Source organism: Glycomyces halotolerans, from assembly GCF_054779575.1.
In genome coordinates this window covers 23334-45310 of record NZ_BAAGXZ010000004.1, presented here as the reverse complement: position 1 = coordinate 45310, position 21977 = coordinate 23334, and the positions used below count along the sequence as shown (strand labels likewise).

The 21977-nt window shown below is 69.4% G+C and carries 21 protein-coding genes; 8 read left to right on the top strand and 13 right to left on the bottom strand.

From position 1 onward, the window contains the following. Window positions 1-361: 361 nt before the first annotated feature. Both rbfA and ACYVL2_RS05065 read right to left on the bottom strand, forming a co-directional pair. A complete protein-coding gene (gene rbfA, locus ACYVL2_RS05070; RefSeq protein ID WP_460540840.1) occupies window positions 362-796 on the bottom strand; it encodes a ribosome-binding factor A in 435 nt (144 codons plus the stop codon). Between the two features lie 28 nt (window positions 797-824). Next, window positions 825-1121 carry a DUF503 domain-containing protein gene (locus tag ACYVL2_RS05065; protein WP_460540838.1) on the bottom strand — a complete coding sequence of 99 codons (297 nt, stop codon included), beginning with the start codon at window positions 1119-1121 and terminating at the stop codon, window positions 825-827. A gap of 193 nt (window positions 1122-1314) precedes the next feature. Here ACYVL2_RS05065 and ACYVL2_RS05060 point away from each other — a divergent pair, with 193 nt between their 5' ends. The 3 genes from ACYVL2_RS05060 (at window position 1315) to ACYVL2_RS05050 (ending at window position 3886) form a co-directional block, all read left to right on the top strand. Further along, the gene (locus ACYVL2_RS05060) at window positions 1315-1845 is read left to right on the top strand and encodes a DUF6069 family protein (RefSeq protein WP_460540836.1); all 531 of its coding nucleotides are present in this window, start codon (window positions 1315-1317) and stop codon (window positions 1843-1845) included. A 77-nt stretch (window positions 1846-1922) separates the two neighbouring features. Then, on the top strand, window positions 1923-3185 hold the full coding sequence (locus ACYVL2_RS05055; protein WP_460540834.1) for a sensor histidine kinase: 1263 nt from the start codon (window positions 1923-1925) through the stop codon (window positions 3183-3185). Between the two features lie 53 nt (window positions 3186-3238). Next, complete coding sequence (locus tag ACYVL2_RS05050) at window positions 3239-3886, top strand: LuxR C-terminal-related transcriptional regulator (RefSeq protein ID WP_460541211.1); 648 nt, start codon at window positions 3239-3241, stop codon at window positions 3884-3886. A gap of 3 nt (window positions 3887-3889) precedes the next feature. Here ACYVL2_RS05050 and ACYVL2_RS05045 read toward each other — a convergent pair whose 3' ends face one another. The 5 genes from ACYVL2_RS05045 to rimP all read right to left on the bottom strand — a co-directional run bounded on the left by ACYVL2_RS05045 (window position 3890) and on the right by rimP (window position 10220). Then, window positions 3890-5353 (bottom strand): class I SAM-dependent methyltransferase, encoded by a 1464-nt coding sequence (locus ACYVL2_RS05045; RefSeq protein WP_460540832.1) that lies wholly within the window; start codon window positions 5351-5353, stop codon window positions 3890-3892. After that, window positions 5354-8224, bottom strand: a complete 2871-nt coding sequence (gene infB, locus ACYVL2_RS05040; protein ID WP_460540830.1) for a translation initiation factor IF-2 — start codon at window positions 8222-8224, stop codon at window positions 5354-5356. A gap of 80 nt (window positions 8225-8304) precedes the next feature. Beyond that, window positions 8305-8724, bottom strand: a complete 420-nt coding sequence (locus ACYVL2_RS05035) for a YlxR family protein (RefSeq protein WP_460540828.1) — start codon at window positions 8722-8724, stop codon at window positions 8305-8307. After that, on the bottom strand, window positions 8666-9688 hold the full coding sequence (gene nusA, locus ACYVL2_RS05030; protein WP_460540826.1) for a transcription termination/antitermination protein NusA: 1023 nt from the start codon (window positions 9686-9688) through the stop codon (window positions 8666-8668). Before nusA ends, ACYVL2_RS05035 begins: the two co-directional genes overlap by 59 nt. 70 nt (window positions 9689-9758) lie before the next feature. Then, the gene (rimP, locus tag ACYVL2_RS05025; protein WP_460540824.1) at window positions 9759-10220 is read right to left on the bottom strand and encodes a ribosome maturation factor RimP; all 462 of its coding nucleotides are present in this window, start codon (window positions 10218-10220) and stop codon (window positions 9759-9761) included. An 82-nt stretch (window positions 10221-10302) separates the two neighbouring features. Here rimP and ACYVL2_RS05020 point away from each other — a divergent pair, with 82 nt between their 5' ends. From ACYVL2_RS05020 to ACYVL2_RS05000, 5 genes are all read left to right on the top strand, one after another. Continuing rightward, window positions 10303-10701 (top strand): hypothetical protein, encoded by a 399-nt coding sequence (locus ACYVL2_RS05020; RefSeq protein WP_460540822.1) that lies wholly within the window; start codon window positions 10303-10305, stop codon window positions 10699-10701. After that, window positions 10698-11111 carry a ferritin-like domain-containing protein gene (locus ACYVL2_RS05015; protein WP_460540820.1) on the top strand — a complete coding sequence of 138 codons (414 nt, stop codon included), beginning with the start codon at window positions 10698-10700 and terminating at the stop codon, window positions 11109-11111. The genes ACYVL2_RS05020 and ACYVL2_RS05015 overlap by 4 nt, the downstream gene beginning before the upstream one ends. A 120-nt stretch (window positions 11112-11231) precedes the next feature. Next, window positions 11232-11813: a PadR family transcriptional regulator gene (locus tag ACYVL2_RS05010; protein WP_460540818.1), complete on the top strand. Its 582-nt coding sequence runs from the start codon at window positions 11232-11234 to the stop codon at window positions 11811-11813. 4 nt (window positions 11814-11817) lie between these two features. Then, entirely contained in the window at window positions 11818-12537 is a 720-nt protein-coding gene (locus tag ACYVL2_RS05005) for an ABC transporter ATP-binding protein (protein ID WP_460540816.1), read from the top strand. Then, window positions 12537-15341: an FtsX-like permease family protein gene (locus ACYVL2_RS05000; RefSeq protein WP_460540814.1), complete on the top strand. Its 2805-nt coding sequence runs from the start codon at window positions 12537-12539 to the stop codon at window positions 15339-15341. Before ACYVL2_RS05005 ends, ACYVL2_RS05000 begins: the two co-directional genes overlap by 1 nt. A gap of 47 nt (window positions 15342-15388) precedes the next feature. Here ACYVL2_RS05000 and map read toward each other — a convergent pair whose 3' ends face one another. The 6 genes from map to purU all read right to left on the bottom strand — a co-directional run bounded on the left by map (window position 15389) and on the right by purU (window position 21950). After that, window positions 15389-16285, bottom strand: a complete 897-nt coding sequence (gene map, locus ACYVL2_RS04995) for a type I methionyl aminopeptidase (RefSeq protein ID WP_460540812.1) — start codon at window positions 16283-16285, stop codon at window positions 15389-15391. A 299-nt stretch (window positions 16286-16584) separates the two neighbouring features. Beyond that, a complete protein-coding gene (locus ACYVL2_RS04990; RefSeq protein WP_460540809.1) occupies window positions 16585-17130 on the bottom strand; it encodes a hypothetical protein in 546 nt (181 codons plus the stop codon). A gap of 226 nt (window positions 17131-17356) precedes the next feature. Further along, window positions 17357-18532 (bottom strand): flavodoxin/ferredoxin-dependent (E)-4-hydroxy-3-methylbut-2-enyl-diphosphate synthase, encoded by a 1176-nt coding sequence (ispG, locus tag ACYVL2_RS04985; protein ID WP_460540807.1) that lies wholly within the window; start codon window positions 18530-18532, stop codon window positions 17357-17359. A 29-nt stretch (window positions 18533-18561) separates the two neighbouring features. Further along, on the bottom strand, window positions 18562-19818 hold the full coding sequence (locus ACYVL2_RS04980; protein WP_460541209.1) for a M50 family metallopeptidase: 1257 nt from the start codon (window positions 19816-19818) through the stop codon (window positions 18562-18564). A gap of 16 nt (window positions 19819-19834) precedes the next feature. Then, window positions 19835-21040 carry a 1-deoxy-D-xylulose-5-phosphate reductoisomerase gene (dxr, locus tag ACYVL2_RS04975; RefSeq protein ID WP_460540805.1) on the bottom strand — a complete coding sequence of 402 codons (1206 nt, stop codon included), beginning with the start codon at window positions 21038-21040 and terminating at the stop codon, window positions 19835-19837. Between the two features lie 64 nt (window positions 21041-21104). Continuing rightward, window positions 21105-21950, bottom strand: coding sequence for a formyltetrahydrofolate deformylase (gene purU / locus ACYVL2_RS04970; RefSeq protein ID WP_460540803.1), 846 nt, complete (start codon window positions 21948-21950; stop codon window positions 21105-21107). Window positions 21951-21977: the final 27 nt, after the last annotated feature.

The window sequence follows — 21977 nt, the reverse complement described above, 5'->3', positions numbered from 1 at the left end:
CTCGTGTAGCGCTTCGTATACCTCATCGGGAAGTTCGATTGCGGTGCCGTCGGGGTCTACGAGCTTCGCACGACAGGGCCTATCGGAGACCGAAAGCGCCCTTGCGAGAGCGTCGAGCGCGGTGGGCCGCAGCGACGGCGGAAGGATGGTCTTCTCCTCGAGCACTCCGGTCATGGTCAACACCTCCGAGACCAGACTAGCATTATTCGAAAAAAACGAACAACTCCATGGGTGGCGTCACCTACCGAGCTCAGCCAGTGGCAAGTACGACCACCGGTGAATCACCGGGAGGCAATGTCGCGGCGCGACGAGGAGATCGGATGAGGACCAATCGGCGGACATCGATCCGCCCCCGTCGCCTTCAGTCCTCGTCTTCGGGCTTCTCGCCTTCGCGGTACGGGTTCGGGTCGCCGGCGTACTTCGCCCGCTGGGCGATCCGGTGGACCTCCGCGTCGGCCTTGGCGGCCTCGGCCAGGAGCGCCTCGATCCGACCGGCGTGCTCGGGCACCGTGTCGGCCACGAAGGCGAGCGACGGCGAGTGCCGCATGCCGAGGGCCCTCCCGACCGTGCTGCGGAGGTGCCCGGTGGCGCTCTCGAGCGCCGCGGCGGAGGCCTTCACCTCTTCTTCGTCGCCGAGCACGGTGTAGAAGATCGTCGCCTCGCGCAGGTCCGGGGTCATCCGGGCGTCGGTGATGGTGACCATCCCGACGCGCGGGTCCTTGAGCCTGCGCACCGCCTGCGCGGTCAGTTCCATGACGCGCTTGGCCACCTGGGCCTGCTTCGCCGCGTCTGCCATGTCGATTCCTGCCTTCTACTGCCTGCTGCTACTCGTCTTCGGGTCCGAACACGCGTCTGCGGACGCTGAGCAGTTCGACCTCCGGGCGCCCCGCCACATGCTGCTCGCAGGCGTTGAGGATCTCCTGCACGTGGAGGTTGTCGCCGGCAACGGCGGCGACGCCGACCGTGGAGCGGCCGTGGATTTCCTGGTCGCCCACCTCCGCCACCGCCACGTCGAACTTCCGCAGGGAGGCCACGATCGGTCGCACGTACGAGCGCTTGGCCTTCAGCGAGCGGGAGTCTTCCGGGAGGAGGAGGTCGAATTCAACGCATCCGGTGAACACCGCTCTAGATTACGCGTCGCGGCGAGGATTCCCAAGATCTTTTGGCCCCGTGGCGAAGCTCGCCGCCGGCGAAGCGGGCCCGCACTAAATCGTCTGTTTCAGGACGTCGATCGCGAATGCCTGCGAGGATGACGGGAGAGGACGAGACAGTACCGGACTTCGGCATGCGAGTTTCGCCGAGACAGGAGGACCGATGTCTGCACCCCAAGGTGGATGGGACCGGCGGTACGGCGACGAGACAAGGCGTTTTCCGGCCGAGGCCCCGTCGGACTCCGGCCGGCGCCCCAGCGTGGAGGCCGGCAAGCTGTGGGCCGGAGGGCTGGGGACGGCCGTGGTCGCGGCGCTGGTGGCGCTGGTGGCGATCCTGCTGGTGCGCGGAGTGCTGGGCATCCACATACTCTCGCCGTCGGAGGCGGGGGCATACGGCGACGCTTCGACGACGACCTACGCCTTCGGCGCGTTCGGCATCGCGATCCTGGCCACCGCGCTGCTGCACCTGATGCTGCTGACGATGCCGCGCCCGATGAGCTTCTTCAGCTGGATCATGGTCCTGGCCATCGCCGTCGGGGTCCTGATCCCGTTCACCGTCGGCGCCGAGCTGGAGTCGCAGATCGCCACGGCCGCGATCAACCTCGTCATCGGGATCTGCATCGCCAGCCTGCTCAACTCGGTCGGCTCGATCGCCACCCGTCCGCCCGCGAGCCCGGGCGCGGCGGCCGGCTGAAGGTAGGGTTGTCCTTACCCTCGAAGCGCCTGCTCGCAGGGTCGCGAGCCCTCCTCCCCTCGCTCTAGATTTGACCCATGCGCAACAGACTTCGCCAATTGGGGATCGACACCGGCTACAACCTCTCGTCGTTCCCGATCGCCCTCGCCGCGTTCGTGCTCACCGTCGTCGGCCTCTCGACGGGCATGGGCACCATGGCCATCTGGGTCGGTGTCCCGATCCTCGCGGCGATGATGCTGGCGATGCGCGGCGTGGCCGCCGCCGGCCGCGCTCAGATCCCGATGGTGCTGGGGCGCAAACTCTCCAAGCCGCGGTACCGGCAGGCGCCGCCCGACAGCTCGGGCCTGCGCCGGTTCCTGACCGTCCTCATCGACGGGCAGTCGTGGCTGAACATGTTGTGGGGCGTGGTGATCTTCCCGGTCGCCGTCGTGGCGTTCGCGGTGACGATCGCATGGTGGTCGGCCACGGTGACCGCCCTGTTCTATCCGGTCTACGGGTGGATCATCTGGCTCGCGGTCGGCAGTGAGGACCAGGGCCTGGTCTATGCCACCGAGTGGCTCGGCTGGGGCGACTCGTACTTCACGGCCGCGCTGCTGAGCTTCATCAGCGGGCTGGTGATGGCGGCGGTGCTGGTGCCGCTGGTACGCGGTCTGGCGCTCGCCCAGGGGCACATCGGACGGGGCCTGCTGACTTCGGTCAGCGGCCTGCACGAGCGCATCGACGAACTCACCGAGTCGCGCGACGCCGCGACATCGGCCGAGGCCGACGCGCTGCGCCGCATCGAGCGTGACATCCATGACGGGCCGCAGCAGCGACTGGTCGGCCTCGGCATGGAGCTGGCGCGGGTGCGGCGGCAGATGGCCGCCGATCCCGAAGCGGCCCAGGCGACCTTGGAGTCGGCGATCTCGCAGACGCGGGAGACCATCGACGAGCTGCGGGCGCTCTCGCGCGGTATCGCCCCGCCGATCCTGACCGACCGGGGCCTCGAGTCGGCGCTGGCGGCCCTGACGGCGAGGTCGGCGGTGCCGGTCGATCTGCAGACGAGTCTGACGGGTAGGTACCGGGCCAACGTCGAGAGCACCGTGTACTTCGTAGTGGCCGAGGCGCTCACGAACGTCTCGAAGCATTCGCAGGCGACCCAGGCGTCGGTGTCGGTGGACGACTGGGGCGATACGCTGGTCGTCTCGATCGGCGACAACGGGGTCGGGGGCGCTCACGTCTCAAAGGGACACGGGCTCTCGGGTCTGGCCGATCGGATCAGAGCCGCCGAGGGCGACTGGCGGCTCGACTCGCCCGAGGGCGGTCCGACGGTGATCGTGGCGGAGGTCCCGTGCGGGTGAACAAGGTCCGCTCGGGGAGGGTGGGGTGACGGGTGCAAACCAGCAGCGTACGGGTGCGGGTGGTTGTGGCCGACGACGCGGTCTTGATCCGTTCGGGTCTGGTGAAGCTGCTCGAGGAGTTCGACTGCGATGTGGTCGCCGCCGTCGGCGACGGCGAGGCGCTCATCGAGGCGATCGCCGAGCACCGTCCGGACGTGTCGGTGGTGGACGTGCGGATGCCGCCGTCGTTCACCGACGAGGGCCTGCGCGCGGCCACCAGAGCCCGGGAGCGCGTGCCGGGTTCGCCGGTGCTGATCCTCTCCCAGTACGTCGAGGTGTCCTATGCCGACGATCTGCTCGCCGATTCGCGCGGCGCGGTCGGGTATCTGCTCAAGGACCGCGTGATCGACGTGGACGACTTCATGGACTCGCTCCGCCGCGTCGCGGCGGGCGGAACGGTCTTCGATCCTGAGGTGGTGTCGCAGCTGTTGGTGCGTCGAAGAAGTGACGATCCGGTGGCGTCGCTGACGCCGCGGGAGCGGGAGGTGCTCGAGATGATGGCCGAGGGCCACTCCAATCGGGCGATCGGAAGGAAGCTGTTCATCTCCGACGGGGCGGTGGAGAAGCACATCCGCAACATCTTCACCAAGCTGGAGCTGCGCAGCGAGGACGGCGACCACCACCGCAGGGTGAAGGCGGTCCTCGCCTACCTCAGATCGTAGATCCTATAGGATATATAATATAGGATTCACTTCGAGGAAGCCGCGTTCGATGAGTCGGCGCAGCACCGGGTAGAGCTGCGCGTAGAGCACGGCCGCTTCGCCGCCGTACGTCTCGGCCAGCAGTTGGACCTGCAAGCGGACCGGCGCGGCACCGTCGCAGGCGCCCAGCATCGCCACCAGCAGCGGATCGATCTGCTCGGCATGGCGCATCCGGTGGCGCTGCTGCAGCCACTGCCGCTCGACGTCCCAGCCTTCCTCCCCCAGCGCCGCCGACTGCTGCAAGGACACCCCGTCGGCGACGCGCAGGCGCGCCTCCCACAGCTGCTCAGGCTCGAGATCGGCCCCGCGCACGACGAAGTGCTCCGCGACCCGATCGCGCCACGGGGTCTCGACCGCGTGCCGGACCTCCTCGCAGCGCACCTCGCTCGCGCCGTCGACCCGGCGGACGTTCACCATGCCGAAGCCGACGCCTTCGACACCGCGGGCGTCGAACCAGTCGAGCCACGCCGCGGCCTGATCGGCGTCGCCGGTCTCACCGGAGTCGCGCTGCCACGTGCGCACGTAGTCGAGCGGGTCGAGGACCTCCCGTTCGACGGCCCACACTCCGGCGCCCGACTCGGGAAACCAGGAGGCGACCCGTTCGGCCCAGTCGGCGCCGCCGACGTGCAGCCAGTTGGCGAGGAACTGCATGGTGCCGCCGGGCTCCAGCAGCTCGATCGCGGCGCCGGCGAGTTCGGCGGCGACGCCGTCGGCCTCCCGTCCGGCGTCGCGGTAGGTCCACCCGCTCCCCGGCGTGGCGATCACGAACGGCGGGTTCGCCACGACCAGGTCGAATCGCCGACCGGCGACCGGCTCGAGCAGGTCGCCGCGCAGCAGCTCCAGCTCGACGCCGTTGATCTCAGCGTTGAGCGCCGCGAAAGCCAGCGCGCGCTCGCTGAGGTCGGTCGCGGTGACCGACCCGGCGTGCCCGGACAGCTCGAGCGCCTGGACGCCGCAGCCGGTCCCGAGGTCGAGCGCGGTGCCGACCGGTTCCCTCAAGGTCGCGTCGAGCAGGAGTTGCGAGGCTCCGCCGACGCCGAGCACGTGGTCGCGGTTCCGGGCGCCGGTCGTGCCGGGACACTGGTCGGAGAAGACGGCCGACTCCCCGGAGAACTGCAGGCCCCACCCGGCGGCCACGCCGCCGTCGCCGCGCAGGAGCAGCCCGCTTTCCAAGGCTTCCCCGATGCCCAGGGGCGCGATGGCGTCGGCCGCGGCACGCTCATCGACCTCTACGCCGACGGTGAACAGTCGCGTCCACACGCCGAGCGGGTCGTCGCCGCAGGAGTCGAGGAGCGCCCGGTGGTCGCCTCGGTCGGAGGACGCGGCGGCGTCCGGTCCGTAGACGGCCGACAGCGCGGCCCGGTGGTAGCCCGACTTCCGCCAGGCCTCACCGAGCCGCGCTGCGGCTCCGACTTCGAGCAGTCGCACTTACTCGCGCGGCTTCTCTCGCATCTCGAAGGCTTCGATGACGTCGCCCTCTTCGATGTTGTTGTAGTTCTTCAAGGTTATACCGCACTCGTAGCCCTCGCGGACCTCGGTGGCGTCGTCCTTGAAGCGGCGCAGCGAGTCGATCGTGCTCTCCGCGACGACGCTGCCGTCCCGGATCAGGCGGACCTTCGCATTGCGCTTGACCGTTCCCTTGGTGACCAGGCAGCCCGCGATGTTGCCGAACTTGGACGAACGGAACACCTCGCGGATCTCGGCGGAGCCGATCTCCACTTCCTCGTACTCGGGCTTGAGCATCCCCTTCAGCGCGGTCTCGATCTCTTCGATCGCCTGGTAGATGACCGTGTAGTAGCGGATGTCGACGCCTTCGCGCTCGGCCATGTCCTTGACGCGGCCCTCGGCTCGGACGTTGAAGGCGATGATCGTCGCCGACTCCTCGTCGCCGGCCGCGGCCAGGTTGACGTCGTTCTCGGTGACCGGGCCGACGCCGCGGTGGATGACCCGCAGCTGTACCTCTTCGGGCACCTCGAGAGCGACCAGGGCCTCCTCGAGCGCCTCGACCGAACCGGCGCCGTCGCCCTTGATGATGAGCGAGAGCGTGGTGCGCTCGCCTTCGGCGATGCGGTCCATGAGGTTCTCGAGCGTGGTGCGCGAGGCGCGGGCCGCCTGCTGGGCCGCGCGGCGGCGGGCTTGCCGCTGCTCGGCGATCTGGCGGACCGTGCGGTCGTCGTCGGCGGCCAGGAACACGTCCCCGGCCATCGGCACCGACGCCAGACCCTGCACCTGGACCGGATAGGAGGGCGTGGCCTCCTTGACCCGGTTGCCGTCGGCGTCGAGCATCGCCCGCACGCGCCCGTGGGCGCCGCCGGCGACGATCGAGTCGCCGACCCGCAGGGTGCCCTTCTGGACCAGGACGCTCGCGACCGGGCCGCGGCCCTTGTCGAGGTGCGCCTCGATCGCGATGCCCTGCGCGTTGCCGACCACCGGCGCTCCCAGTTCGAGCGAGGCGTCGGCGGTGAGCAGGACCGCTTCGAGCAGGTCCGGGATGCCGATGCGCGGCTTGGCGGCCACGTTGACGAACATCGTCTCGCCGCCGTACTCCTCGGCGACCAGCCCGTACTCGGTCAGCTGCTGCCGCACCTTGTCCGGGTTGGCGTCGGGCAGGTCGGTCTTGTTGACCGCGACCACGACCGGCGCGTTCGCGGCCTTGGCGTGGTTGAGCGCCTCGACCGTCTGCGGCATGACGCCGTCGTCGGCCGCGACCACCAGCACCACGATGTCGGTGACGTTCGCACCGCGGGCACGCATGGCGGTGAACGCCTCGTGGCCCGGGGTGTCGATGAAGGTGATCGCGCGATCGACGTCGTCGTGCTCGACGTGGACCTGGTAGGCGCCGATGTGCTGGGTGATGCCGCCGGCTTCGCCCTCGACCACGTTGGTGTGCCGGATGGCGTCCAGCAGCTTGGTCTTACCGTGGTCGACGTGGCCCATGACGGTCACGACCGGCGGACGGGGCAGGGCCTCTTCCTTGCCGCGCTCGTCGAGGTCGATGCCGAACTGCGCGAGCAGCTCCTTGTCCTCTTCCTCGGGGCTGACGACCTTGACGTCCCAGTCCAGGTGCGCGCCGAGCAGCTCGAGCGTCTCGTCGGGCACCGACTGCGTCGCGGTCACCATCTCTCCCAGGCCGAACAGCTCCTGCACCAGGGTGCCCGGCAGGGTGCCGATCTTGTCGGCGAAGTCCGAGAGGGTCGCACCGCGCGGCAGGCGAATGGTCTCGCCGTTGCCTCGGGGCGCGCCCGACTGCATCTTCGGAGCCGACAGGTTGTCGAACTCCTGCCGACGCTGCCGACGCGACTTGCGGCTCTTGCCTCGCGGTCCTCCGCGGCCGAAGGCTCCGGCGGCGCCGCCGCCTCGGGCCTTGCCGCCGCCTCGACCGCCGCCACCGCGGTACGGGGTCGGCGCGGTCTGCGGACCGGCGTCACCGCCGCCGGAGCCGGCGAAGTTGCCGCGGTAGTTGCCACCGCCGCCGCTTCGACCGCCGCCGCCACCGGGACGTCCGCCGCCGCCACCGGGGCGACCGCGTCCGCCGCCACCGCGGCCGCCTTCACGGCCGCCGCCCGCGGGACGGGAGGGCATCATGCCCGGGTTCGGGCGCGGAGGCATCATCCGCGGGCTGGGACGGGGACCGCCGGGGCGGTCGCCGCCTTCAGCGGTGGGACGGGACTTCGCGCCGGCACCACCGGTGCTGACGCCGAACGGGTTCTTGGGCCCGGGCTTCGGCGCGCCGGGCTTGGGGGGCGAGGCGCCGGGCTTGGGGCCGGGCTTGGGCGGCGCGGGCTGGGCCGCGCGCTTGGCGGCCTCCTCCTGCTGCCGCTTCAGCAGCTCTTCGGCACGCTTCTGCTCGGCGGCGACCTCGATGTCTCGGGCGCTCGCCGGCTTCGGCTCTTCGACCTTGGGGGCCGCCGGAGCGGCCTTAGTGCTCGGCTTGGGGCCGGGCTTGGGGGCGGTCGTCTTCGAGGACGCCGCCCGCTTCTTGGCGGGCGTCTTCTTCGCGGCCTTGACGTCGGTCTTGGCCTTGGCGATCTTGGCGGGGCTGGGCGCCGCCGGTCGCGGCTTGGAGGCCGCCTTCGCCGTCTCCTTCGCCGGTTCGGCCTTCTCGGCCTCCGGTGACGCCTGAGCACCCTTCTGCGATCCGTCGGCGTACTGCTGCCGCAGTCGACGCGCCACAGGCGCCTCGACCGTGCTCGACGCTGACTTCACGAACTCGCCCATCTCACTGAGTTTCGCGAGCACTTCCTTGCTCGTCGTACCCAGTTCCTTCGCAAGCTCATGTACGCGGGGCTTTGCTGCCACTGCACTCCTCACTTCGAGGTCGCGCGGGCAGCGCCCGCCGACCTCATCTCTCCACTAGCAACCAGTTCATCGGACGAACTTCATCGCGTGGTCTTCATTCGGTCTCTACCTGCTTCGTGTGCGGGAGTCGGTCTTGCGGCCGACTCCGACTCGACATGGGCTCGCACCGCTGCAACGTCGACCGGCCCCTCGACTCTGAGGGATCGAGCGAACGCACGCCTACGAACTGCCTGGTCAAGGCAGTTCAAATCGTGGTGCACATGAGCTCCCCGGCCGCTGAGGCGGCGCTTCGGGTCCGGAACCAGGCGGCTCGCGGAACCCTCGGAGCGATGAACGACGACGCGCAGCAGCTCGGAAGCCGCATCGCGTCCCCGGCAACCCACACAGGTGCGGACTACCGTTGCGTTACGTTGCGATCCGATATTCAGTCTACCTCCCCGACTAGCGAGCGCCACCGGCCGGGCCGGTTCCCTCCTTCGCCCCACCGGCCACGTGCGCATCGGACTTGATGTCGATGCGCCATCCGGTCAGACGCGCGGCCAGGCGCGCGTTCTGGCCTTCGCGGCCGATCGCCAAGGAGAGCTGGTAGTCCGGCACGACCACCTCGGTCGACCGGGTGGCCTCGTCGATGACGCGAACCGAGAGCGTCTTCGCAGGTGAGAGCGCGTTCGCGACGAACCTGGCAGGGTCGACGTCCCAGTCTACGATGTCGATCTTCTCGCCGCCGAGCTCGCTCATGACCGCCCGGACCCGCGATCCCATCGGGCCGATGCAGGCGCCCTTGGCGTTGACCTCCTTCGTTGTGGCACGGACCGCGATCTTCGAACGGTGACCCGCCTCACGGGCGATGGCGGGGATCTCCACCGAGCCCTCTTCGATCTCGGGCACCTCGAAGGCGAACAGCTTCTTGACCAGACCGGGGTGGGTGCGGGAGAGGGTGATCTGCGGGCCGCGGGCGGTCCGGTTCACCTGGATGACGATGGCGCGGATCCGCTTGCCGTGGTCGTAGGACTCGCCGGGGACCTGCTCGTTGAGCGGCAGCGTGGCCTCGATCTTGCCGAGGTCGACGGTCACGATGCCGCGCTCGTTGCGCTCGCCGTGGGCCTGCACGACACCGGTGACGATGTCGCCCTCCTTGCCGGAGTACTCGCCGTAGTTGACCTCGTCGGCGGCCTCCCGCAGCCGCTGCAGGATGACCTGCTTGGCGGTCTGGGCGGCGATGCGGCCGAAGCCCTCGGGGGTGTCGTCCCGCTCGGAGACGATCTCGCCCTCCTCGTTCAGCACCGGTACGAAGACTGTGGCGACGCCGGAATTCCGGTCGACGACCACTCGTGCGCGCTCATCGGCTCCAGGGGTGTGCTTGTAGGCCGTCAGCAGCGCCGATTCGATCGCGCCGAGGATTGTCTCGAAAGGGATGTCGCGCTCGCGTTCCAGTGACCGCAGCGCAGCCAGGTCGATATGCACCCGTTCTCCTTAAAGTCTTGAGTTGTCCTCACCGGTGCCGTCAGGCGCGCGAGCCGGCATCGACCGACGCCTATTTCAGCTCGATCTGCACCTTGCCGGACCCCAGCTCGGCATAGTTAGCCGAACGGCGTACGCCGTCGACTTCTAGTTCAATCCCCCGCTCGCTGGCGGCCACGACTCGCCCGGTGACGGGCTCCTCCCCGATGTGCACGGCCACCAAGCGCCCAATATTACGCCGCCAGTGCCGGGGCTCGGTAAGCGGACGGTCCACGCCTGGAGAGGACACTTCCAGGGTATAGGCAGCGTCCGCGAATGGCCCACCTGTGGTCTCGGCGGCGTCCAGTGCTTTGGAGACGGCTTTGGAGACGGTCGCCACGTCGTCGAGACTGACTCCGGAGTCTGAGTCGACCAGTATGCGCACCAACATCCTTCGGCCCGCTTTAGTGACCGTGAGGCCCTCCAGATCGAATCCGGCCCTCTCGACCGCCGGAGCGACGACCGCCTCGACTTCGGCTTGCTGCTTCGATGCCATGCGCTACTCCATTCTCGGGCCTGTTCCGCCGAGATTATCCGCCCGTCGACACGAACGAAAGCAAGGCTGGGAAACTGGGGGGGTGTTCACGACCCGACGCGGACTCCTCATCGGCGCCGCCCTAGTGGCGGCCGCAGGCTGCACCGAATCTCCTGCCAAGATCATCGTCACCGACTCCGACCTCACCGCCGCTCTCAAGAGCGCCAGAACCCTCGCCGACGCCGCGGAGGCGCTCGGCTTCACCGACATCGCCACCGACCACCGAACCCACGCCGAGACCCTGGAGCGACTGCTCAAGCCCAATGTGGTCGCAGCGACCGAACCCGAGAGCGCGATCGGCGACGTCGAAGCGCTCGCCGAGGCCGAGACCGCCGGGAGCCGCGAGGCGACCGAGTCCTGCCTGACGACCGAGAGCGGCTACGCGGTCCTGTTCGGCGAGATCGCGGCCAGCCGCGCGGCCCACGCGGCGGTGCTCGCATGAGCGTGGTCGACGCCGGACTCGCGGGAGAATACGCGGCCGTCTACGCCTATGGGACGGCCGCCGTTCACCTCGCCGGCACTGCCCGCGACCTGGCCGAGGCCGTCGAGGCCGAGCATCGCGAGCGGCGAGACGCCCTGCTGGACTACTACGACGCCCAGGGCTGGGAGGCGGCCCCGGCCGAACCCGGATACGACATCGACCCGATCGACGGAGCCGAGGCGGCCCAAACGCTGCTGATCGGTATCGAGGAGCGGCTCACGACCACCTGGCGCGCCGGCATCGCCTCCGACGAGCCGGCCGAGCGCGAGATCTGCCTGAACATGCTCGTCGCCAGCGCGAAGGTGCTGGCGCGCTGGAGGGTCGTCGCCGGAGAGAAGGCCGCCGACCCGTGGCCGGGCCGTCCGGACTAGCGGTTCGGACGGGCCACCAGGTCCGGCAATGGCACCGAGTCCGATCCCGGCGGGCCTGCCCACAACACACATACTCGATATGCGATACTCAGTATCTCTTCTGAGTATGTGAGGTTGCACATGAGTGTCAAACACAGTCTCCTGGCGCTGCTCGAACGGGGGCCGGCATACGGCTACCAGCTCCGGGCCGCGTTCGAGAGCGCCACCGGCTCCACCTGGCCGCTCAACATCGGGCAGGTCTACACCACACTCGCCAGGCTGGAGCGCGACGAGCTGGTCGAGGCCATGCCCGAGAACGAGTCCGGACAGCGCCCCTACCGCATCACCGAGGCGGGCAAACGCCACCTAGCCGGCTGGTTCGCCTCCCCGGTGCGCGCCGCCGACCGGCCGCGCGACGAACTGACCATCAAACTCGCCCTGGCCGTCACCACCCCGGGCGTCGAGGTCACCGACGTCATCCAGCGGCAGCGGGCCGCCACCCTGCGGATGCTGCAGGAGTACACCCGCCTCAAAACCGACGACAACGGCTCGGACCTGGCCTGGAAACTCGTCCTCGAATCCATGATCTTCCGCGCCGAGGCCGAGATCCGCTGGCTCGACCACACCGAGTCCGTCGTGGCCCGCGCCGACATCCCGGCCCCGTCCCCTTTCATCGAGCACGAACCCGCCCCTGAAACCGAAGCCATCGAAGAAAAGCGGTGACCCCATGACCGTCCTGCACATGCGGGGCGTGAGCCGTGTCCACGGCAGCGGCGACACCGCCGTCCACGCCCTCATCGACGCCCACCTCTCCATCGAATCCGGCGAGCTCGTGGCCATCATGGGCCCCTCCGGCTCCGGCAAGTCCACCCTGCTCAACCTCGCCGGCGGCCTGGACTCCCCCACTTCGGGCGACGTCGTCGTCGAAGGCACCTCGCTCGCGGACCTCTCCAAGAAGCGGCTCGCCGCGCTGCGCCGCCGCCACGTCGGCTACGTGTTCCAGGACTACAACCTGGTACCGAGCCTCACCGCCGTGGAGAACGCCGCCCTGCCGCTCGAACTCGACGGCTGGAGCGCCGGCAAGGCCCGAAAGGCCGCGCTCGCGGCGCTCGAAGAGGTCGGCCTCGACACCCAGGTCGCCGACCGCTTCCCCGACGAGATCTCCGGCGGCCAGGCCCAGCGAACCGCGATCGCCCGCGCCCTCATCGGCGAGCGGCGACTGGTGCTCGCCGACGAGCCGACCGGCGCGCTCGACTCGGCCACCGGCGAAGACGTGCTCAAGCTGCTGCGCAAACGCTGCGACGCGGGCGCGGCCGGACTCCTGGTCACCCACGACGCCCGCCACGCCGGCTGGGCCGACCGGGTGGTGTTCCTGCGCGACGGCCGGATCGTCGACAGCTCCGAGCCGCTGGCGGCCCCCGAGACACTGCTCGAAGGGGCCGAGTGATGTTCTCCGGCACGAGACTCGCTCTCAGAATCGCCCGCCGCGAGGCGCTGCGATACAAGGGCCGATCGGCCCTGTCGATCGCGCTGCTGGGGATACCGCTGCTGGGAGTCTCCATCGCCGCCACCGGCTACGACACCATCCGACTGTCCGACGTCGAGAACGCCGAGCAGCGGCTCGGCGAGACCGACGCCTACATCACCTTCGACTGGGAGGGCGTCCCCCTCGTCCAGCAGAACTGGACCGAGCAGTGGCCGTGGACCCGGCCGGCCGAGTCCGGCGCGCATCACGAAGGCCGGGAAGTGACCGAGGACGAGGTCCTCGCCGCGCTCCCCGACGGCAGCTCGATCGCCCCGTTCAACCACAACGGATTCGACGGCGGGATACAGGTCGAGACGCCCGACGGCATCGGCGGCATCGCGACCGCCGGATACGACCTGTCCGACCCGATTTACGAAGCGGCGAACCTCCGATACCTCGAAGGCGCGCCCCCGCGGGGCGACCAGATCGTCCTGTCCGAGACCGCCGCCGAATACCTGGAGAAGGGCGTCGGCGACACGGTCGCGCTGGCGGACGGCTCGGACGAGTACACCGTCTCAGGGCTCGTGGAGCTGCCGTGGAACCTCGACGACGCCTACGCGATCGGCACCGTCTTCGAGCCCGGCGCCGCGGGCTGGCTGGTCGACGCCCCCGGCACGCTCGCCCACGAGGACGCGCTGGCGCTCAACGAGCTCGGCATGAGCGTGTGGGCGACCTCGCTGGTGAAGGATCCGCCGCCGACCGAAGAGGTCTACCAGGGCTTCAGTCCCTCCGACGGCGTCGACGGCGCGATGATGATGGTATTCGGCCTCATCGTGACGGTCGTGGTCGTCGAAGTCGTGCTGCTGGCCGGGCCGGCGTTCGCCATCAGCGCCAGGCGACGCTCGCGGGAGTTCGCGCTCATGAGCGCCGCGGGGGCGGCCCCGAAGCACCTGCGGAACACGGTCCTCGCCGGAGGGCTGCTCTTCGGGATCATCGCCGCGGTCGTGGCCGTGACCGTCGGCGTTCTCGCCGTCTGGGCCCTGCAGCCGGCGCTCGAGCAATTCTTCGGGCACCGCAGCGCGGGCCTCAAGGTCATGCCGCTGATGCAGGCGATGCTGGTGGGCTTCGCCATCGTGACGGGTCTGCTGTCGGCGCTGGCCGCCGCGCTCAGCTCCTCGCGGATCAATGTGGTGGCGGCTCTGGCGGGCCGGACGCCGCGCCGGAAGGTCCGCAAGCGCTGGCCGCTGATCGGCCTGACGCTCGTCGGGCTCGGCGTGGCCTCCGGGTTCGCCGGCGTCGCGCTCTGGAGTCTGCCGTTGATGTCGGTCGGGATCGTCGCCATCCAGTTCGGTCTGATCGCGTGCACGCCGACGCTCGTGGCCTTGATCGCGAAGCTGGGGCGGCGGCTGCCGCTGGCGCCCAGGATGGCGCTGCGGGAGGCCGGGCGCAACCGCGGTTCGACCGCTCCGGCGATCGCGGCGGTCATGGGGGTCGTGGCCGCGGGCGTGGCGTTCTCGCTGACCGTGGCGGCCGACAACGTCCGCATGGAGCAGTGGCGCGTGCACGATCTGGCTCAGGGTTCGCTCTCGTTGGACCTGTCCGGCGATGTCTGGGCCGACCCGGCAGGGGCGCCTCCGGACCTGGACGCCGCATTCACGGAGGCCGAACAGGTGCTCGAGCGGCACTTGGAGGATCTCGAGGTCGAGCGGATCGGCCTGTACGCCTTCGGTGAGCCGTGCGGCCGAGCCGACGAGGACACCGAGACGCGCTGCCACGCGGAGCTGGTGCGCCCCGAGGAGAACCGGTGCGTCTACTGGTCGATGGAGCAGGACGGCACCGAGGAGGCCGCGGCGGCGGCGATCGAGGCGGCTCGGAACGACCCTCGATGCGACGAGAAGCTCTCGAATATGGGAGCCCACTCGGATGCCGTTCCCGCCTCGACCGATCCCGAGATCGTGGCCGCCTACACCGAGTTGGAGGGCGAGGATCTGCAGGAGGCGGTGGACCATCTCGAGTCCGGCGGGATCCTGGTCTCCGACAAATGGGCGATCACCGACGACGGCACCGCCGTCATCGAGGTGACCAAGGAGACCTGGCGCCACGACGGTTCGGAGGGCGAAGACCGCGAGGTGACCTCGTTCGAGTTCCCCGCCATGGAGGTCGACCACGGGCTCCTGGGTCTCGACCAGTACATGCCCGGTCCCGAGGCCGCCGAACGGCTCGGCATGACGACGTCTGAGTGGAACCAGCGGTACCTGCTGGACTCCTCGACCGAGGCCACCAGGGCGGTGCAGGAGGCGATCGCCGCCGATCTCCAGCTGCGCGCGGTCGACGGCATCTGGGTGAGCTTCAGAGTGACCGACTACACCGATCCGTTCACGTTCTACTTCATGCTGGCGATCGCGGCGCTGTGCGGGATCATCGCGCTGGGCGCGACCGCCGTCTCTACCGGGCTCATCGTCGCCGAATCCAGGAAGGACATGACGACGCTCGGCGCGGTCGGCGCCGAGCCGAGCGTGCGCAAGCGGTTCGCGATGTGGCAGACGGTGGTCATCGCCCTGTTGGGCGCCGGCCTCGGTACGGTCGCCGGGTTGATCGGCTACGCGCTGATCCGCGAGGCGCTGAACCGGGACCTGAGTACGAGCTACCCGTTCGAGACGCTGTACGGCTGGGAGCTCCCGTGGGCCAACTTCGGAATCTCACTGCTGGTGGTGCCGTTGGTGGCGGCCCTCGGTGCGCTGCTGTTCACCAGGGCGAGGCTGCCGAGCGAGCGCCGGCCGACGTAGCGGCGCGGCGGCGTCGGCCGGGGTCATCGGCTCCCGGCCGGCGCCTTTCATACGCCTTCGGGCGTTCCCGCGGCCGGGACGCCTCCCGAAGGCATGGTGAGGATCTCGGCGCCGTCGTCGGTGACCAGGAGCGTGTGCTCGAACTGGGCCGACCACCTGCGGTCGCGGGTCACGGCCGTCCAGCCGTCGTCCCACATCTCGGGTTCCGCGCTGCCCAGGTTGATCATCGGCTCGATCGTGAAGGTCATACCCGTCTCGATGACGGTGTCCAGGCTCGGGTCGTCGTAGTGCGGGACGTACAGTCCGGAGTGAAACGCCGTGCCGATGCCGTGGCCGGTGAACTGCCGGACCACGCCGTAGCCGAAGCGCGAGGCGTAGGCCTCGATGACCTTGCCGACGACGTTGAGCCGACGACCGGGCTTGACCGCCTTGATGGCGCGCATCGTGGCCCGCCAGGTCCGCTCCACCAGGAGCCGGGCGTCCTCGGAGACGTCTCCGGCCAGGAACGTGGCGTTGCAGTCGCCGTGCACACCGCCGATGAACGCGGTGATGTCGATGTTGACGATGTCGCCGTCGCGCACCACGGTCGAGTCGGGGATGCCGTGGCAGATCACTTCGTTGAGCGAGGTGCAGCAGGACTTCGGGAATCCCCGGTACCCGAGGGTCGACGGGTAGGCGCCGTGGTCGCACAGGTATTCGTGGACGATCCGGTCCAGTTCGTCGGTCGTCACGCCCGGAGCCACGGCCTTGCCGACCTCGACCAGCGCGTCGGCCGCCAGTCGGGCGGCCACGCGCATCTTCTCGACGGTCTCGGCGTCCTTGATCTCGGAGCCGCGGAACGGCTCCGGTCGGGCCCGGTCGACGTACTCGGGCCGCTCGATGGATTCGGGCACGGACCGGCGGGGGCTCTGCTTTCCTGGCCGCAGAACTGGACGAACACTCATCGCTCAAGCGTAACGTCCGGTGCCGGTCCCGCCCGTGAGGCGTCGCCCCGGGCCGTTGCCGAACCGAGCCTGAAAAGGTCTTGCGTTCTGCGGGCGTTCGCAGCATGCTGATGTGCACCGGAGTCCAGCCAGGGCCCATGAAGCACTACGACCGAGCCGGCGCGGGGCGCCGCTCCCGTGGCAGCACCGCGGAATTGTCCGCGGCGAACGACACCTCCCGCGGTCGAGCGCCCCGCCTGTCGAATACAGGCGACAGCGGCAGCCGCCCCGCGCCGGCTCACACGCCTGCTCGAGGCGCCTCATGCGGTTTCGAGCTCCTTGCGCTCGCCGCTCGGGTCGTCGGACTTCTCGGGCGGCTCGCCGCTCTCGACCGCCTCGGCGGTGCCGACCTCCTGGGACATGCGTTCCCAGAGCATGCCGCCGGAATGGGCCAGCGCGCCGACGATCGAGGGCACGAACGGCAGGATCCAGTCGGCCAGGAAGCCCGCGTGCGGCATGTTGAGCACGAAGATGGCCGAGCCGGCGCACAGCAGTCCTTGGAGCGTGCCGCGCCAGGCCGCCCGGGTGCCGTCGGCTACGGCGGCACGGCGCTCGGCGGCGGGATCGTGGAAGCCGCTCAGCCCGGCGGCGTCGCGGCGCCCCAGGTAGGCGCCGACGACGGCCTGCACGGCGGTGCCGCTGATGACGGCGGCGAGGAGCAGGTTCTTGGTGACCACGTAGAGCAGGACGAACAGCAGGGCGCCGCCGAGGACGGTGAGCGCGGCCCTGATCCAGTCGGTCTTCTCACCGGGGTACCAGTAGTACTTGGTGACACCTTCGGATACCTGTCGGACGATCTTCCCCATGGCGGTGGCTCCCCCTTCGCGGGCGGCGACAAGGTCTTTTGCTGCGCGGAACTCATTATCGGCCGTCGCGCGCGGCGGGCACGCCGAATCCACGGAGTCATGTTTGTGCAATATCGCACAAAACGCTCCATATGTCGGTTTCTAGGTGGACACAAGGCGGCGCTGCCTCGGCTTGTGCTCCAGCGTAGTGACCGACGGTAGTGCCGTAAGTCGCCTATCCGACAGATCAACGGACTTCGACGACCGGGCCGGCGAGCTCCTTCAGCTCGTCGGGCAGGTCGGCGCCCATCTCGTCGGCGAGCCGGACGGCCTCCTCGATGAGGGTCTCGACGATCTGCGACTCCGGGACGGTCCGGATGACCTCGCCTTTGACGAAGATCTGGCCCTTGCCGTTGCCGCTGGCGACGCCGAGGTCGGCCTCGCGGGCCTCGCCGGGCCCGTTGACGACGCAGCCCATGACGGCCACGCGCAGCGGGACCGGCAGGCCCTCGAGCCCGGCGGTGACCTCTTCGGCGAGCTTGTAGACGTCGACCTGCGCGCGCCCGCACGAAGGGCACGAGACGATCTCCAGCCCGCGTTCCTTGAGGCCCATCGACTCCAGGATCTGGTTGCCGACCTTGACCTCTTCGACCGGCGGGGCCGACAGGGACACGCGGATGGTGTCGCCGATGCCTTCGGCCAGGAGCGCGCCGAAGGCCGTGGCGGACTTGATGGTGCCCTGGAAGGCCGGGCCGGCCTCGGTGACGCCGAGGTGGAGCGGGTAGTCGCACCGCTGGGACAGGAGCCGGTAGGCCTTGATCATGACCACCGGGTCGTTGTGCTTGACCGAGATCTTGATGTCGCGGAAGTCGTGCTCCTCGAACAGCGAGGCCTCCCACAGTGCCGATTCGACCAGCGCCTCGGGCGTGGCCTTGCCGTACTTGGCGAGCTGGCGCTTGTCGAGCGAGCCGGCGTTGACGCCGATGCGGATCGGGGTGCCCGCGGCCTTCGCGGCCCTGGCGATCTCACCGACCTTGTCGTCGAACTTCTTGATGTTGCCGGGGTTGACCCGCACCGCGGCGCAGCCGGCGTCGATGGCGGCGAAGACGTACTTCGGCTGGAAGTGGATGTCGGCGATGACCGGGATCTGCGACTTCTTGGCGATGGTCGCCAGGGCGTCGGCGTCGTCCTGGGTCGGGCACGCGACGCGCACGATCTGGCAGCCGGAGGCGGTCAGCTCGGCGATCTGCTGGAGGGTCGGGCCGATGTCGGCGGTCCGGGTGGTCGTCATCGACTGGACGCTGATCGGCGCCCCGCCGCCGACGAGCACGCCGCCGACGTTGAGCTGGCGGGTCTTGCGGCGCTCGGCGAGCGGCTCGGTCTCGGGGCGCTTGCTCGGGATCCCCAGGTTCACTGCGGTCATAGGGCTAGTCTCCACCTCGTCGTCACGGATCAGTTGAACAGTGTGATGGGATTGACGATGTCCGCGGTGATCGTGAGCAGCATGAACCCGCCCAGCAGGATGATCACGGCGTATGTGAGCGGCATGAGCTTGAGGTAGTCGACACGCCCCGGATCGGGGCGACCGCGCCTGGCCGCCCACCAGGACCTGACCTTCTCGTACCAGGCGATGGCGATGTGCCCGCCGTCCATCGGCAGCAGCGGCAGCAGGTTGAACACGCCGATGAAGTAGTTGAGCACCACCAGCAGCATGAAGAACATCGCCCACTGGTCGTACTGGACCATCTCGCCGCCGAGGCGGGAGGCGCCGACGACGCTCACGGGGGTGTCGTCGGCGCGCTCGGCGCCCCAGATCGAGTCCCACAGCGGCGGGATCTTCGACGGCAGCTTGCCGAGCGCGATGAACGTCTCGCGGAACATGTCGCCGGTGTAGGAGACGGTGTCGCCGACGCCCTGGACGGGGCCGGCGACCAAGACCGGGTCGATGGTCGGATCGATGTACGGGGTGACGCCGAGCCGGGCCACGGTCTCGGTGGTGCCGTCGGCGAGTTCGACCTCGGCGGAGTACGGGACGACCTCGTAGTCGATCGTCCGGCCGTCGCGTTCGACGGTGACCGCGACCGGTTCGCCGGGAGTGAGGTCGGAGACCTGCTCGACCAGGGAGTCCCAGCCGGCGACCTCGCTGCCTCCGACGGCGACGATCTCGTCGCCGCTCTGGAGGCCCGCGGCGTGGGCCGGAGCGGGTTCGTCGGCGGCGGAGCAGGTGAAGTCGGCGTCGGCGTCATCGGGCGGGACGCATTCGGTGACGTCGACCGTCGCGGTGCGCTGCGAGTGCTCGTAGGAGTCGGCCCAGGCCGGGTTGGTGACGCCGACGAAGGAGACCAGGATCCACAGCACGGCGAAGGCGAGGATGAAGTGGGTGACCGAACCGGCGGCGAGCACGACGGTGCGCTGCCACAGCGGCTTGCGCCAGAACACGCGGTTCTTGTCCGCCTCGGTGACCTCCTCCTCCTGCTCCTCCAGGGGGGTCATGCCGACGATCTTCACGAAGCCGCCCAGCGGGATGCCCTTGAGGCCGTATTCGGTCTCGCCTCTGCGGAAGGACCACAGCGTGGGGCCGAAGCCGACGAAGTACCGGGTGACCTTCATCCCGAATCCCTTGGCGGTGAGCATGTGACCGAATTCGTGGAGACTCACTGAGATGAGGATCGCCAGCGCGAACAGGATGATCCCGGTGGTATAGGCCAGCAACTCTTGACTCCTTCTATCGCTCCGACGCGTCCAACACTATCCGGCGGGCGCTCGACCTCGCCCAGCTCTCGGCCTCCATTACGTCTGCGACACTTTTGGGTCGGCCGAATTCGGGGGCGGTGTCGAGGACGGCGGCGACGGTGTCGACGATGCCGGGGAACGGCAGCGTCCCGGAGCGGAATGCCGCGACGGCTTCTTCGTTGGCGGCGTTGTAGACCGCCGGGAGCACTCCTCCGGCTCGCCCGGCGTCCTTGGCGAGGGCGACGGCGGGGAAGGCGGCGTGGTCGAGCGGTTCGAAGTGCCAGTCGTTGGCTCGGGTCCAGTCGACGGGGCGGGCGGACCCGGGGAGCCGGTCGGGCCAGGCGAGGGCGTGGCCGATCGGCAGGCGCATGTCGGGCGGGGAGGCCTGGGCGATGGTGGAGCCGTCGGTGAACTCGACCATGGAGTGGATCACCGACTGGGGGTGGACGACGACGTCGAGGCGGTCGTAGTCGACCGCGAACAGTTCGTGGGCCTCGATGAGCTCGAGGGCCTTGTTGACCATGGTCGCGGAGTTGATGGTGACGACCGGGCCCATGTCCCAGGTGGGGTGGGCGAGGGCCTCTTCGACGGTGACGTCGGCGAGCTGCTCGCGGCTCCTGCCGCGGAAGGGACCGCCGGAGGCGGTGAGGACGAGTTTCGCGACCCGTTCGAGCGAGCCCGAGCGGAGGCACTGCGCGAGCGCGGAGTGTTCGGAGTCCACCGGGACGATCTGCCCGGGTTTGGCCACCGCGCGCACGAGCGGACCGCCTGCGACGAGGGATTCCTTGTTGGCGAGGGCGAGCTGCCGGCCGGCTTCGAGGGCCGCGAGGGTCGGTTCGAGGCCGATGGAGCCGCTCATGCCGTTGAGGACGGTGTGGGCCGGCCAGGTCGCGAGTTCGCGCATCGCCGACCGGCCGGCCAGGATCTTCGGCATCTTGAAGCCGCCGGCGTCCCAGCCGCGTGCCTTGGCGGCCGCGAACAGGCGCAGTTGGACGGCTTCGAGGGCGGTGGCGTCGGCGACGGCCACGGCCTCGACTTCGAGTTCGACCGCCTGCTCGGCCAGCAGCGCCGGGTTGGAGCCACCGGCGCCGAGGGCGACCACTCGGAAGCGGTCGGGGTTGGCGCGGACGATGTCGATGGCCTGGGTGCCGATGGAGCCGGTCGAGCCCAGCAGCACGATCTCGCGAGGATCTGTCACCCGGCCATTATCACCTGAGGCGCGTGGGATGGAATCCTTCAATCCTGACGCGGGTGAACCGCGACTATCGGAAGACGACGGTCTTGGCGCCGTTGAGCAGGATCCGGTGGTCGAGGTGGGCTGCCAGTCCGCGTGCGAGGCAGGTGGACTCGAGGTCGCGTCCGGCCGCGACGAGGTCGGCGGGGCTCATCGAGTGGTCGACGCGGGCGACCTCCTGGTCGATGATCGGGCCCTCGTCGAGGTCGGAGGTGACGTAGTGGCAGGTCGCGCCGATGAGTTTGACGCCCCGTTCGTAGGCCTGGTGGTAGGGCTTGGCGCCTTTGAAGCTCGGCAGGAAGGAGTGGTGGATGTTGAGGATGCGGCCGGGCAGCTTGGAGCAGAACTCGGAGGAGAGGATCTGCATGTAGCGGGCGAGGACGACCACGTCGATGCGTTCGGATTCGATGAGGTCGAGGACCTGCTGCTCCTGGGCGGCCTTTCCGTCGGGACCGACCGGCAGGTGGTGGAACGGCACGCCGGAGGAGGCGGCGAGGTCGGCCCAGTCGGGGTGGTTGGAGGCCACGGCGGCAGCCTCGCCGTGGAGGGCGCCGATGCGGAAGCGGTAGAGCAGGTCGTTGAGGCAGTGGCCCTGCTTGGAGGCCATGATCAGGACCCTCGGCTTGGTGGCCCGGTCGTGGAGCTGCCAGTCCATGTCGAATTCGCGGGCGACCTCGGCGAAGCCGACGGCCAGTTCGTTCCGGGGCGCTTCGGCCGTGAACTCGACTCGCATGAAGAACCGTCCGGAGCCGTGCTCAGAGGACTGCTGGGAGTCTTCGATGTTGGCGTTGCGGCGGGTCAGGAATCCCGAGACGGCGTAGACGATGCCGAGGCGGTCGGGGCACGAGAGCGTGAGTACGAACTGGCTGGACACCCGGCCAATGGTACTGGTCGCCGCCCG